Consider the following 13,669-nt stretch of genomic DNA (forward strand, 5'->3'; position numbering starts at 1 on the left):
AGCCAATGTAGAGTTGACCGGCAAAGGCCTTCTGAAGGATGGCCTGCCTAAAGCGGGTGGCGAGTTGGAGGTTTGTGGAGACCATGGCTTTCAGTTCCTCCATCACGCTCAACCGCCGCCAATGGCAATAACCACTGCGGGCGTCGTGACTGGACAGGGTTTATTTCTTTGATTTTGCTCTCGACGCTTCAACCTCTGAGCCATCCGCAGTTTTAACGCGGAGCGACGTCAGCCCCTGGAGCATCACGTCAGAAATGGCAGAAGGATGAATATCGCCTTCTGACGCCGATGCGTTGGAGAACAAGTTCCTCGAAAGCTCGCGCAGTAGGTCGGTTGGAATCTCGGCATTCTTCTCATGCGCATCACGAACGGCCTCCAGCAGCCAACCAGAACGTCCGATGTCGATCAGGCGGGAACGATTTCTGAACTCTTCTTCTGAGTGTTGCTTGGCCCATGAGGACGACCAGCGAATGAAATAGACCATGAAAGTCGTGAATGCGGCTAGAGGGAAAACGGCTTTGGAGGCCAGTGCAACCCAATGCCACCATTGAAGCTTAGCAAGGTCATCCGTTGTTTTCAGCAGTTCATAGTTGTGGGTGGTCGCATAGGCTGTCAGGCCGCCAGTGACCAAGATAGCTGCAACATAAGCGCCTGTGATCGGCCAGCGCTTACGGCTCGTTCCTTTGGTGAGACCCCAGTTCTCCAACCACGCTTGAATCTGTTTGATCTGTTCATCTTGCTTTTGACGGGAGACATAGCGCGCTTCTTTGGTTTGGAATTCCGCCTCTTTGTCCGCGTGCGCATTCTCGCGTTTCTCAATTTCAGCCAATCGCGCTTCATGCACGCGTTGTAGCTTTTCGCGCTCTCCGGCAAGTTCTTCCCGCAATTGGCTTTCGTGTTTCTCGAATCGTTCCGATCGAAGTTTCTCGATCTCAGCATTTTTGTTCGCAACATCGACAATGATCTGCTCTGCCGTTTGTTGAAGGCTGCTCAACACTCCTGCCTGCGCATTTCTATATTTTCCCCACGCCGTGCTTGGATCGCCAAGCAACGAGGCGTCCAATTCCGATGCCTTGAGGCTTTTGCGACATAGCGAAGTAAGCTTGATGGTCAACTTGGCGACCTGTTGCTTTTGCGGTTTATCGAGGTGATTACGCCACTCGTCTTCGATTCGAAATACATCGAAGTAGGAATCGATTTTTCTCTGAACATACACGACGGCGAGACCGCCTGGCCCGCGCAAGTACAGAGAGGGAGCGATCGCTGAATTCTCGGCAAAAAGCGCTTTCAAGTCAGAACCGTCTGGAAGTGCATCGAGTTCATAGTTGACCTCTTGGTCACCAACAGGCGGCACATTAATTATGAGCTTTAGCGGGCATGTTTCGGCAACCTCTTTGGCGACTGAGATCAACGCTTCCGCAATCTCTTTGTCGGTAAGGCGAGGAATATTAGTGTTTGTGGCCATAGGTGGGACGTGGTGAGTTATGCCGCGAGTGCCTCGTTAAGCTCTTCCAGCAGTTTCGGCAACGGGCCGCCGAAGAGTTGATGGGCCTTACCGGGAACGCCTTTCTGGTTGAAAGGAGTGTCGTCGTAGCGGCCGGACTTCAGCAGCACCTCACGGAGTGCTACGCCAAGCGCGGCGGAGGGATCGAATACTTTGTAGTCCCGAACGGCCCAGCCCGCCGCCGCCAGCAAGGCGTCGATGTTCTGGCGGGCGTGCTGGTCCGGGAGATCGGCCATAAAGGTAATTTCTTATCAAAGCCGGGGATGAATCCGATGGCAAGGAATTGTCCCGGGCCGGAAAGTGCGAGGAAAAGCTAGCTGCGCCAAGCAGGTCGAGATGGGGAGAGGAGGAGAATGGGCACTCTTGGCTTGGTGCGCAGGCACCCCTTGAAAATGAGCGGGTTCAGTGTCTCCCCCCTCCTCGGAAAAAGTTTTTCCGAGGAGGGATTTCACGTTTCCGAGTCCGGTTTTGCGGTTTCCGGACTCGGATCTCGCGGGTCCGGCCCCGGAATGAGCGTTCCCGGACGGGGAAAGGGTGGTTCCGGGCCGGGTTTTGATGATTCCGGAGGGTGAAAAGGATGTTCCGAGCGGGGAAATCCGGGGTTCAAGGCGGGGGTAGGCTGGGGAAAATGGGGATTGAGGATGGGTCAGGTGTGGAATCTTCAAACCGAGTCGTTTCCTGGGTTTTAATTATTTTCTCCCTAAATAAAGTTCTCGCTTAAATCTGGACTTTGCCTGTCAAGTTGCTGAAATCGCGCCAGCCCCCGTCCTAACAACCAGGAAAGACACCATGCCTCGTTTCGACCAGCCCGGACTTCGATTTGACAGCGCCGGGCTGTTTTATGACGCGGCGCCGGTGCCTTCCGCAACACCCAGACGCAAGATGGCCAAACCGAAACTCGACCTGAAAAGCAAGACCGACAGTGAACTGCTGGGCTACGCCCAGGCCCACATCACCGCCATGACGGGGAACGCGAACTTCCCCACTCCGGACCCGGACGCCGCCGCCTTTGCCGCGAGCGTGGCGGCCTTTGACACGGCGCTGACCACCTCCGACACCGCGCAGCAGACGGCGCGGGAGAAGGTGGCGCTCAAAGACGCCGAGCGCGCCAGCCTGGAGCAGGCGCTGGCCCAGCGCGGCAACTACGTGGAGAACGCCAGCGGCGGCGATGAGGCGAAGATCCTCTCCTCCGGCTTCAGCGTGCGCTCCCCCGCCACGCCGCCCGCCATCCCGCCGGTGCCGGCGGACCTGGGCATCACCATGGGCGACCATGCCGGGGAGATCGATCTGCACTGGACGCCGTCGAAGGGCGCGAAGTCCTACATCATCGAGTGCGCGCCCTACAACACGCCGCGGGTGTGGCAGCAGGTGAAGATCACCACGCGCAGCAGCTTCACCGTGACCGGCCTGACCCCGGGCGCGACCTATGTCTTCCGCGTCAAGGCCATCGGCTCCGCCGGTGAAAGCGACTGGAGCGACGAGGCGGTGAAGATGGCGCCGTGAGCGCGACCCGAAACCGGGCGTTGGCCGAAAGAAGGAAAAGACGAGAAAAAATCTGAATCGGTTTTTGAACTCTTTCGATTTTTTCGGCCAATCCTCCAGCTTCGCGGCCTGACCGCTTCCTCTTCTCAAACAGCGGGCAGGAGTGCCCGCGCTCCCTTCAACCGCCATTGCCCATCCGTCATTCCGCATTCCAGCCACGCCATACGACCCATCCTACCCATCTACGGACGCCCTGATCGAGTCCGCGCCGATGCGCGGCCAGTTCAACGGGCTCAAGGACCTCATCGACGCGATCCAGACGATCACCGCCGCCGCGGTCGATGCCACGAACACCCTGCCGCCGGGAAATCCGGCGACGGTGAGCGTGAGTGTGAGCGGCAACACGCTGCACTTCACCTTTGGCATTCCGCAGGGACTCAACGGCACTGATGGAACCAACGGCAATGACGGTGCCCAGGGGCCGCAGGGAGACCCCGGCCCGCAGGGGCCGATGGGCGAGATCAGCAACATGGATCTGAGCAATGCGATCTCCGGCACGAGCGCCAACAGCAACGGCGTGGGCACGCTGGGCCTGGTGGCGAGCAGCCCACCGACGCAGTACGAAATGCAGGCGGTGGCCGACAAGCTCGACGAGCTGATCAATGCGCTGCGGAGGTAGGAGGGCAAACCTCCGTGTTTGCCGAAGTCGGCAACGCAGGAGCGCTGCCCTCCGGGGGCAGGGTTCGCGGGGCTTGGAACGTGAGACAGGCAGCCTGGGTCACGACGGCGGAACGTCAGGCTGACCGCTTCTGATGCTTGTTCCGCATGTTCCGCCATTCGGCGCGATGGTTTTGCGCCCATTCGTTCAGGGCAAACTCAAAGCCGATGTCGCGGCCCTCGCGTTCGCTGGCGAGCCATTTGAGACGCTGAATCTCCTCCTGCTCGGCGAGGAACTCTCCATAAGGAGTGCCGGGGAGAACGTCTGGGGATGAGTCGGGCATGCCTATTCATCGCAGCACCCGACCATGACTTCAAGCAGGAGAGGCGGCTCAAACCCAGCCCCATCCGAGGAACCCGGACACACCTTCCAAAGATCACTCAGAACGATGATTTTTACTCCCTGTGGCAGAAAGCAAATGACAAGGTCCTGCCACCCTTTATATAATCGCCGGCTTTAAAAGTCACACGTTCAAGCCGGAGTAGCTCAGTGGTAGAGCATCGCATTCGTAATGCGAGGGTCGCGGGTTCAAATCCCGCCTTCGGCTCCACCAACGCGTGTTCACCATGACCGACCCGAGTATTGACGCCCCAATCACGCCCCGCCGCAGCAGCGCCCGGCGTCGCGAAGCAATGATCAATGCCATTGCCACCATTCTCGGTTGCTTGGCCTTGGTGATCATGATTGCCACCGTGGTTCGTGTGGTCACGGTCAAGCTCTGGGACTCGGCCAAGGTAAACCCGGATTACGTGCAGTCTGTTTATGATGACAACGCGAACGAGCGCCGCTGGTCAGGCACCATCTCGGAGCGCCCCGCTCTCTTGAGCGAACCCTCCAAGGATAAAGCCCAGTCCGAGGATGCAGCCAAGCCCGCCGCCCCCCGCATCAGCCCCCCGCATGCCGCCACGCCGCCGGCCAGCACCGTCTCAGCCATTGAAAACATCGAAAGCAAGCGTCTGAAGATCGAAAACACGATCCGGGGCTTTTTTGAGACCACCGATGTGGATCAAAAACTCGCCTTCGCCCGTGACCCCCAGCGGGTACGATCATTGATGGAGCAATACTACCAGAACCATCCCCAGCCTCACGTCGAATGGAAGAGCCTCGGCTGGGTGCTGCCGGTGGAGGAGCCCGGCTACCGCCTCGGCTATGCCCAGGCGATCTTTAACAACGCCGAGCCCGTCAGCCTGATCATCGAGGAACTGGCGGACGGATCGTTCCGCGTGGACTGGGAAAGCTCCGTGCGCTACGGGGAACTGGACTGGGAAGAGTTTATCAAAACACAGCCCGCATCCCCCAAACTTTTCCGGGTCATCGCCTCCAAGCCCCAGCACGCGCCGCCCGGCGAATCGACCCAGGGCAGCGAAGTTCTGGAGATCAAGCATCCCGATGAGGAAGATGTGATTTATGCGGATTTCGACCGCACGGACCCCAAATTCGAACCCCTGATCCAGCAGCTTCAATCCGGCAACTGGAAGGACGTCCCTTTAACACTGCGACTCTGCTATCCGGGTCCTGCAGGCAGCGGCAAACGCGCACGGATCGCAGATGTCGAAGGCAAAGGATGGCTGATGATTGCAAGGAACTAGGAGCGAGACTGTGAGCAAATCCAACAGAACCACCAAAAAGGCGGCCCCGGGAAAGGCCAAGCCAGCTGCACGGAAACCAGGCAAAGCTGCCCCCTCCAAAAAGCCCGCTTCCAAGCCGGCACCGGCCAAAAAAGCTGCCAAAGCCAAGTCCGCTCCAGTCAAAAAGCCCCTGACGAAGAAGAAGCCCGCAGCCGCCAAGAAACCGGCCCCGAAGAAGCCGGTCAAAAAAGTTTCGCCGCCCAAGCCCGCGGCCAAGAAGAAAGCCCCTGCCGCCAAACCAGCGCCGAAGAAGCCTGTGGTGAGGGCTGCCGTTTCCAAAGCAAAAGCGCCCGCACCCAAAGCTGCGGTGGCCAAGCCGGCCCCGAAAGCTGCCAAACCGGCCTTCGCCAAGCCAGCTGCGAAGCCCGCTCCAGCGGTCCAGAAAGCCCCCAAGCCTGCCGCAGCCCCGGCACCCGCCCCGGCCGCAGCCGCGGTTTCGGCGGAGCCCGTCAAAAAGGGACCTTCGCAGCCCCTGCCCGCCCCCGGCCCGACCAAGTCCGGCGCCCTGTTCTATGACTCCCACATGCACACACCTTTGTGCAAGCATGCCTGGGGAGAACCGGAGGAGTATGCCCAGCAGGCGGTGAAAGCCGGTCTCAAAGGCATCATCTTCACCTGCCACTGCCCGATGCCCAACGGCTTCTGGCCCACGGTGCGCATGGCTGAGAGCGAATTCGACACCTACGTCGCCATGGTCCAGCGCGCGGCCGACGCCTTCAAGGGCAAGCTCGACATCCGCCTCGGCATTGAGAGCGAATACTTCCCCGGCTGCGAAGAATACATCACAGGCCTCCACCAGCGCGCCAACTTCCACTACGTGCTCGGTGCGGTGCACTGGCAGGCCAAGGAGTACCTCAACAAGTTCGAAACCGGAACGATCGAGAATTTCCGCCGCACCTACTTCGAACACCTCGCCAAATCTGCCGAGTCCGGTCTCTATGACTGCCTCGCGCACCCCGATCTGGTGAAAAACTACCATCCGGACTCCTGGTGCTTCGCGATCGTCAAAAACACCGTCTCCACCGCCCTCGACCGCATCGCGGCCACAGGCGTCGCCATGGAACTGAACACCTCGGGGCTTAACAAGAGCTACTCGGAGATGAATCCCGGCCTCGAGATGCTGCGCATGATGGCCGAGCGCAAGATTCCTGTCGTCATCGGCTCTGATTCGCACCGCCCGGTGCGTGTCGGCGAGCACTTCGTCACCGCCCTGAATCATCTCACTGAAGCAGGCTACGAAAAAGTCAGCTACTTCCTCAACCGCCAGCGCATCGATCTCAAGATCTCCGATGTCCTCGCCAGCTTGAAGAAGGCCGCCGACCACAACGCCTGATTTCGTTCCCATGGTTCGCACCGGCATTGGTTACGACGTTCACCCCTTTGAAGAAGGCCGCCCGCTGGTGCTCGGCGGAGTCACCATCCCGCATTCCAAAGGACTCAAAGGCCACTCGGACGCGGATGTGCTGAGCCATGCCATCGCGGATGCCGTGCTTGGAGCTCTCGGCGAACCCGACATCGGTCACTGGTTCCCTCCTTCCGACCCCACCATCGAAGGCATCTGCAGCCTGAAGATCCTCGAAAAGTGTGCCCAGATCGCCGCAGACAAAGGCATGCTCATTGAAAACGTCGATTCCTCGCTGATCGCCGAAGCACCGCGTGTCAAACCTCACGCCGCGGCGATGAAGAGGAATATCGCCGCCGCGCTCGGCATCGAGCCCGATCAGGTTGGTGTCAAAGCCACCACCAACGAACGCCTCGGTTTCGTCGGTCGTGAGGAAGGCATCGCCGCCATGGCCGTCGCCTGCGTGAGCAGAAAGTGAGTTGGAGAAAGAACTTCTCCTTTCACCTCGTGTTCAGCACGCTTTTCTGCGCTCCCGCTCCTTCACGTTCCCTCCAAGACCCACGTCATGTCTGACACCGCATCCGCCGCCGCCCTCGTCGCCAATTTCCAAAAACTCAAGACGGCCCTCAGCAGGCGCATTGTCGGACAGGAAACGGTCATCGAACAGCTCTTCATCGCACTTGCCGCCGGAGGTCACAGCTTGCTCGAAGGGGTTCCCGGTCTGGCCAAGACGCTGCTCGTCAAATCGCTCGCCGATGCGATGCATCTGAGCTTCCGCCGCATTCAGTTCACGCCCGACCTGATGCCCGCGGACATCACCGGCACAGAGATCATTCAGGAAGACGCCGAGACCGGCCGTCGCAAACTCACCTTCCAGTCCGGCCCCATTTTCTCGCAGATCATCCTCGCCGACGAAATCAACCGCACGCCGCCCAAGACTCAGGCTGCTCTGCTTGAGGCGATGCAGGAAAAGCACGTCACCGTCGGTCAGGAAACCTTCGAACTGCCGAAGCCCTTCTTCGTGCTCGCCACGCAGAACCCCATCGAGCAGGAAGGAACCTATCCCCTGCCCGAAGCGCAAAAGGACCGCTTCCTTTTCCTCATCAAAGTAGACTATCCTTCCCGCGACGACGAACGCGAGATCGTGAATCGCACCACGGGCAGCGAGTCCCAGGACATCGACGCTGTGCTCACCGCTGAAGACCTTCAGGCCGCCCAGCAACTCGCCCGCAAGGTTCCCGTGCCCGATCATGTGATCGACTTCGTCCTCGATCTCGTCCGCGCCACACGCCCGAACGAGCCGACGGCTTCTGAATACGTGAAGAGCATGCTCAGTTGGGGCGCAGGTCCGCGTGCCAGCCAGATGCTCGTCCTCGCTGGCAAAGTCCGCGCCCTCCTCCAAGGTCGCACCCACGTCACCACCGACGACATCGAAGCCCTCGCGACTCCTGCCCTGCGTCATCGTCTGGTGCCGACCTTCCACGCCGAAGCCGAAGGCATCTCGGTGGATCAGATCATCGCCGAGATCATCAAGCAGACGAAGAAGAGCGAAACGCGAGTGCTCTGAGTCACCGTCAAAAGATCAGCGCCCAAGCAGTTCAGGTGGTCGCCGGTCTTTCCCTGAATCTCACTTTCTCCCGTGGCCACGCTCTCCGACATCCTTCACGCCGAAGACATCACCAGCCTGCAGCATCTGCAGCTCTTCGCGCGCACCGTGGTCGAGGGATTCACCACAGGCCATCACGCCTCACCGCACAAAGGCTTCAGCGTCGAGTTCCGCCAGCACCGGCCCTATGTGCAGGGTGACGAAATCCGGCGCCTCGACTGGAAGGTCTTCGGCCGCAGCGACCGCTTTTACATCCGCGAATACGACGAGGAGACGAATCTGCGCGCCACCATCGTTCTCGATGCCAGCGGCAGCATGAACTACCGCGGCCAGAAAGGCGTTCTGAAGTTCGACTACGCGCGCAAGCTCGCCGCATCGCTCGCCTACTTGCTCATGAGCCAGCAGGACGCCGTCGGCCTCGTCACCTTTGACTCCAAGGTGCGCGACATCATTCCCTGCCGCACCAAGATCACGCACCTGCATCTCCTGCTGGAAGCGATGGTCAAAATCACGCCCGGCAAGGACACTAGCCTCGCACCCGTCATCGAATCTCTCGCCCAGCGCCTCAAGCGCCGAGGTCTCGTGATCCTGATCAGCGATTTCTTCGACGATCCCGCTGCCCTCCTGCAGTCGATCGGCGTGTTGCGCAAAAAAGGCCATGAAGTCATCGCCCTCCAGCTCTGGGATCGCGATGAAATCGATTTCCCCTTCGGCAACTGGGCGCGCTTTGAAAACCTCGAAGACGACGACGACTTTCTCCTCCTCGATCCCGCCACGATCCGGCAGCGCTATATCGAGGTTCAGAAGAACTTTGCCGAGCAGCTCAAGGAAGGCTTCCGCAAACATCAGGTCGACTACCTGAGCCTGCCCACCGACGAATCTCACTCTGCGGCCCTTCGCAGCTATCTGGCTTTGAGAATGCGATGAGTTTCCTCAATGCCATCCTCCTCGCAGGCGCAGCGGCTTTTTTGATTCCGCTGATCATCCACTTGTTGAACAAGCGGAAGGTCGTCACCGTGCGCTGGGGAGCGATGCATCTGCTTCACGAGGTGATCCGTCAGCGGAAGCGCAAGATGAAGATCGAGCAGCTCCTGCTACTGCTCACACGCATCGCCATTCCCATCGTGCTGGCCCTCTGTCTTGCACGTCCGGTGCTCACGGCGCTACGCTCGCTCGGACTCGGCAGTTCATCGCTCGTCGTCATGCTGGACGATTCGTTTTCCATGCGAGCTCCGGCTGCACAAACGTCGCTTCCCGGCGGCACCGTCATGGAACAGGCGCGGCAGGACATGCAAACGATGCTCGGTGATCTGCCGAACGGTTCCAGTGCGCAGGTCATTCTCTCAGGCGGTTCTCCACGCAAGCTGCTCGATCAGGCAACGACCGCGCTCGACCTCGTGCCAAAGCAGCTCAGCGAGGTGCCTTCGATGTCCGGACCTCTGTCGGCAAATGACGCCTTTCAGGCCGCGACGTCGGCACTGAAGGACGCTCCGAATGCTGCGCGCGAAGTCGTCATCGTTTCCGACTTCCAGGAAGCCGACTGGAAGTCCATCGCCGATGGTGCCGCGCTGCCTGGGCTCGACACACTTTCCAAACAGGAACCCAAACCGCAGATCACCTTCTTCCGCGTCGGCAGCGACCTCGCGGAGAACCTCAGCATTGCCAGCGCCGACATCTCCGCGCTTGTCGCCGCCGAATCGCAGCCCATCGGCCTGCGGGTGCGCATCAAGAATCATGGCAAACGCCCCTGGCAGGATGTCGCCGTGCATCTCGAAGCCGACGGCGCACGCCTGCGCACCGCGCGCGTCTCTCTCGCTCCCGAAGGCGAGGCCGTTCTCTCCTTCACGCATGCCTTCGACAAGGTGGGCGATCATTCCCTCTCCGTTCGTCTCGAAGGCGACAGCTTCACGGACGACAACGCCTTCCACTCCATCGTGCAGGTGCGCAATCAGCTCAACGTTTTGCTCATCGACGGCAATCCCGGCAAAGAACCGCTCAGTGGGGCGACCGACTTCCTCGAGATCGCCCTCACGCCGCACACTTCCGCAGCCGCCACGCTCAAAGACCTCATCCGCACCAAGAAAATCGACCTTCGCAAAATGCGCGACGACGATCTCCGCCAACAGGAGGTTATCATCATGGCCGATGTGCAGCGACTGCAAGGGCGCGCGATAAGTGACATCGACCGCTTCGTCAAAGACGGCGGCGGCTTGCTCGTCTTCTCGGGCCCCGAATGCGATCTCGATTGGTACAACCGCGAATTCTACCGCAAAGGCGAAGGCCCCTACCCTTCCCTCATCAAAGGCCAGGCGCGCGCCGATTCTGATTCGCTTCCCGCCCGCATCCTCATGCAGCGCTTCACGCATCCTGCGGCGCTTTACTTCAATGACGCGCGTGGCGGCCGCCTGCAGGACGCCGAATTCCGCCATTGGTTTGAGTTCACGCCGCAGGGAGATCAAACCCAGCGCATCTTCAACCTCGACCGCAACGTGCCTCTGATGGTCGAGAAGAAGCACGGCCGCGGACGCGTCATCGCCGTCGCCACCACGGCTAATGCCGAGTGGAGCAATCTTCCGCTGCAGCCCTTTTTCGTGCCGCTCATGCAGCGGCTCACCACCTACCTCGCGACCGAAGGCAGCGCACCCGCATGGCAGATTGTCGGTTCCAACATCCGCCTGCCTCTCGAACCGGCGGAACTGGGCGCTGAATTCACGCTGCGCGATCCCACCGGCCAGACGCAAACGCTCAAGTCCGCCAAGGAGGGTGATGCCGTCTTCGTGCAAAGTCCTCCCATCACCCAGCCCGGCATCTTCCAACTGCAAAAGACCGGCACGGAAAAGACCATGCTTCTGGCCTTCAACGTCGATGGTTCCGAATCCGATCTCAAAGCCCTGCCTGTCGCCGACATTCAGAAGATCGCCCAGCGTCACGACGCCGCCTTCGCCGACACCCTTCCCGCCTATCAGGCCCTCGACCGCACCCGCCGCCACGGCAGCGAACTCTGGCAGCCGCTCCTGATCGCCCTGCTCGGTCTCCTCTTCTTCGAAGTCCTCCTTCAACAACGCATCGCCAAAGGCTGAGTCCGTTTTCTTCATGTCCCCCCAAACCGAAACCACCCTGCGCTTCACCGGCGGCTATCCGCCGCTCCCGGTGATCCTGCTTGCGTTCGGTCTCGCGGGACTCATGGCGTGGCTGTATCGGCGTGAGCTGAAGTTTGTCACGAGTCGATTCGCCCAGGTTCCGGCCCTTTTGCGTTCGCTGGCCGTTTTCATTCTCGTAATCGCGCTCGCCGGTCCGGTCCTGCGTCACGTCACCACGTTGCGCCAGCTTGGCCGCGTCGTCATCGCGGTGGACAGCTCGGCGAGCATGCAGCTCACGGACGAAACCGCAGACAAGTCTGCGGGCGCTTCGAAGTCACGCTTTCATCGCGCCGAAGATCTCCTGCTCAAAGGAGCCACGCCGCTGCTCAAAAAACTCGCCGAAACTCAGGACGTCGAACTCGTCGCCCTGCGCGGCATGAACACACAGCGGCTCTGGTGGTATCGACAGGGCGGCAAAGACACCTCGGGCGAAATGCCCGCGAGCTTTGAACTGCCCGCCACGTCGCCGATCACCAATCTCGATCAGACGCTTCGCGCCGCGCTTGGGCCTGTCACGCCCGGCACAGCGCTCGTTGTGCTCTCCGACGGCCAGCACAACTCGACCGGCTCCCCCGAAGAGTTTAGCACCGCGCTCAAAACCAGCGGCACTTCCATTTTCACCATCGGCTTCGGCACAGAGATTCCGCCGCCGGATCTCGCGCTGCTCGGCGTCTCCGCTCCGGAGTCCGTTTTCTCAAAGGAGAACTTCCAGGGCCGCATCACCGTCAACGACAGCATGCCCGACGGCGTTCCCGCCAGCGTACGCATCGAAAGCCAGGGCAAGGTGCTGTGGAAAAAAGACTTCGTCACCGATGGCAAAGGCGAAAAGGGTTTCGACTTCATCTTCCCGGTCACCGAACTGCCGCCGCCCGCGCCGGGCCAGAGGGACAAGACGTTGCGCAGCGTGAAAATCCAGATCTCCGCCAGTGGTGATCGTGCCTCGCTTGAAAAGACACGCTCCAACAACGTCCGCGAACTCGCTATTCACCTTCTCGACAAGAAGCGCAAGGTGCTCATCCTCGACGGCCGTCCGCGCTGGGAAACGCGCTACATTCACAATCACTTCGACCGCGATGATCGCTGGCAGGCCACACTCATCTTCGATGACATGGCCGACAACGCCGCCAACGGCAGTCTGCAAAAGAGCTTCCCCAAAACACGCGACGACCTGCTCAGCTACGATCTCATCATCCTCGGCGATGCCGCCTTGAGCCGCTTCAAAGCCGAGAGCCTCGACTGGATCGTCGAGTTCGTCGAAAAGCGCGGCGGCGGTCTCATCCTGATCGATGGACAGCGCGGCAAATTGCACGAATGGGCGAACGGCCGCACCGCGCCGCTCATCCCCGTACGCTTCATCGGATCTGGCGGCAAGCCTCAAGCCTCGAGCATCCAGCTCACCACCGACGGCCAGCGCTTTGACGCTCTGCGGCTGAGCGACAGCCCCAGCGCCAACGCCGCGCTCTGGCCCACGCTGCCAAAGGTGAACTGGCATTCGAATGTCGAACCTCTGCCCGCCGCCGTCACGCTCGCCACCGCGCAGCAGCCCGTCCTCGTATTCCGCCAGGTCGGCGCCGGTGCCGTGCTCTACCTCGGCACCGATGAACTCTGGCGCTGGCGCTTTCAGGTCGCGGATTTGTATCATCAGCGTTTGTGGATGCAGCTCGGCGCCTGGATCGCCGCGCCGCCGTTTCAGATCGATCAGAAGAAGCTCTCCGTCGGCACCGACCGTCTGCGTTACGCGCCCGGCGAAGCCTCCGAGATCCGCGTGCGCGTCCGCAATGACAAGGGCGACATCATCACCGACGCGCAGCCACGTGCCTACCTGCTTCATGACGGCAACGATGTCGCCACGCTGCAGCTTGAGGCCGATCCCACGCATGTCGGCGTCTATCGTGCGCTCACTCCGCCGCTCAAAGCCGGCACCTACGAGATCACTGTCGCCGAAGGTCCCAGCGCTCCGCGCAGCGACGCACGCCTCTCGCTGCACGTCTCCGACACCGGCAATCCCGAGTGGGCAATGCTCACGATGAACCGCACGCTGCTCGAAGCCATGGCCGTCAACAGCGGCGGACGTTTCCTGCGCGAAGAACAGGCTGCCACCGATCTGCCGAACCTTCTGCAAACACTCGACCGCAAGCAGGTCATCACGCAGGAGACCATCCTGTGGAGCAGCTGGTGGTGGTTCGGCGCGGCGATCCTGCTGCTCACCGTCGAGTGGCTCATGCGCAAGCGTTTGAAACTCGTCTGAT

12 protein-coding genes and 1 tRNA gene are annotated in these 13,669 nt (G+C 60.6%); 10 read left to right on the forward strand and 3 right to left on the reverse strand.

Translation table 11 applies throughout. From position 1 onward, the window contains the following. Nucleotides 1-160: 160 nt before the first annotated feature. Nucleotides 161-1,465: a hypothetical protein gene (locus tag KDL09_RS18455; RefSeq protein ID WP_294388448.1), complete on the reverse strand. Its 1,305-nt coding sequence runs from the start codon at nucleotides 1,463-1,465 to the stop codon at nucleotides 161-163. A 17-nt stretch (nucleotides 1,466-1,482) separates the two neighbouring features. Further along, nucleotides 1,483-1,740, reverse strand: coding sequence for a hypothetical protein (locus KDL09_RS18460; protein ID WP_294388451.1), 258 nt, complete (start codon nucleotides 1,738-1,740; stop codon nucleotides 1,483-1,485). A 619-nt stretch (nucleotides 1,741-2,359) separates the two neighbouring features. Between KDL09_RS18460 and KDL09_RS18465 the strand changes: the two genes are divergently transcribed. After that, nucleotides 2,360-3,007 (forward strand): fibronectin type III domain-containing protein, encoded by a 648-nt coding sequence (locus KDL09_RS18465; RefSeq protein ID WP_294388452.1) that lies wholly within the window; start codon nucleotides 2,360-2,362, stop codon nucleotides 3,005-3,007. A 142-nt stretch (nucleotides 3,008-3,149) separates the two neighbouring features. Beyond that, entirely contained in the window at nucleotides 3,150-3,665 is a 516-nt protein-coding gene (locus KDL09_RS18470; protein ID WP_294388454.1) for a hypothetical protein, read from the forward strand. Between the two features lie 115 nt (nucleotides 3,666-3,780). Here KDL09_RS18470 and KDL09_RS18475 read toward each other — a convergent pair whose 3' ends face one another. Continuing rightward, nucleotides 3,781-3,987 carry a hypothetical protein gene (locus KDL09_RS18475; RefSeq protein ID WP_294388460.1) on the reverse strand — a complete coding sequence of 69 codons (207 nt, stop codon included), beginning with the start codon at nucleotides 3,985-3,987 and terminating at the stop codon, nucleotides 3,781-3,783. A 192-nt stretch (nucleotides 3,988-4,179) separates the two neighbouring features. On the opposite strand from KDL09_RS18475, the gene KDL09_RS18480 reads away from it, so the two are divergent. The 8 genes from KDL09_RS18480 to KDL09_RS18515 all read left to right on the forward strand — a co-directional run bounded on the left by KDL09_RS18480 (nucleotide 4,180) and on the right by KDL09_RS18515 (nucleotide 13,668). Continuing rightward, nucleotides 4,180-4,254, forward strand: a tRNA-Thr gene (locus tag KDL09_RS18480). Nucleotides 4,255-4,270: 16 nt separating this feature from the next. Next, nucleotides 4,271-5,293, forward strand: a complete 1,023-nt coding sequence (locus KDL09_RS18485) for a hypothetical protein (protein ID WP_294388464.1) — start codon at nucleotides 4,271-4,273, stop codon at nucleotides 5,291-5,293. Nucleotides 5,294-5,303: 10 nt separating this feature from the next. Further along, nucleotides 5,304-6,665 (forward strand): histidinol-phosphatase, encoded by a 1,362-nt coding sequence (locus KDL09_RS18490; protein WP_294388466.1) that lies wholly within the window; start codon nucleotides 5,304-5,306, stop codon nucleotides 6,663-6,665. Nucleotides 6,666-6,675: 10 nt separating this feature from the next. Continuing rightward, complete coding sequence (ispF, locus tag KDL09_RS18495; RefSeq protein WP_294388468.1) at nucleotides 6,676-7,152, forward strand: 2-C-methyl-D-erythritol 2,4-cyclodiphosphate synthase; 477 nt, start codon at nucleotides 6,676-6,678, stop codon at nucleotides 7,150-7,152. 87 nt (nucleotides 7,153-7,239) lie between these two features. Then, a complete protein-coding gene (locus tag KDL09_RS18500) occupies nucleotides 7,240-8,241 on the forward strand; it encodes a MoxR family ATPase (RefSeq protein WP_294388471.1) in 1,002 nt (333 codons plus the stop codon). Between the two features lie 72 nt (nucleotides 8,242-8,313). Continuing rightward, on the forward strand, nucleotides 8,314-9,207 hold the full coding sequence (locus KDL09_RS18505; protein WP_294388474.1) for a DUF58 domain-containing protein: 894 nt from the start codon (nucleotides 8,314-8,316) through the stop codon (nucleotides 9,205-9,207). Further along, the gene (locus KDL09_RS18510; RefSeq protein WP_294388477.1) at nucleotides 9,204-11,360 is read left to right on the forward strand and encodes a BatA domain-containing protein; all 2,157 of its coding nucleotides are present in this window, start codon (nucleotides 9,204-9,206) and stop codon (nucleotides 11,358-11,360) included. Before KDL09_RS18505 ends, KDL09_RS18510 begins: the two co-directional genes overlap by 4 nt. Before the next feature lie 13 nt (nucleotides 11,361-11,373). Next, nucleotides 11,374-13,668: a vWA domain-containing protein gene (locus KDL09_RS18515; protein ID WP_294388480.1), complete on the forward strand. Its 2,295-nt coding sequence runs from the start codon at nucleotides 11,374-11,376 to the stop codon at nucleotides 13,666-13,668. The last annotated feature ends 1 nt before the right edge of the window (nucleotide 13,669 follow it).

Source organism: Prosthecobacter sp. (assembly GCF_020439865.1).
Classification (GTDB): Bacteria; Verrucomicrobiota; Verrucomicrobiia; order Verrucomicrobiales; family Verrucomicrobiaceae; genus Prosthecobacter.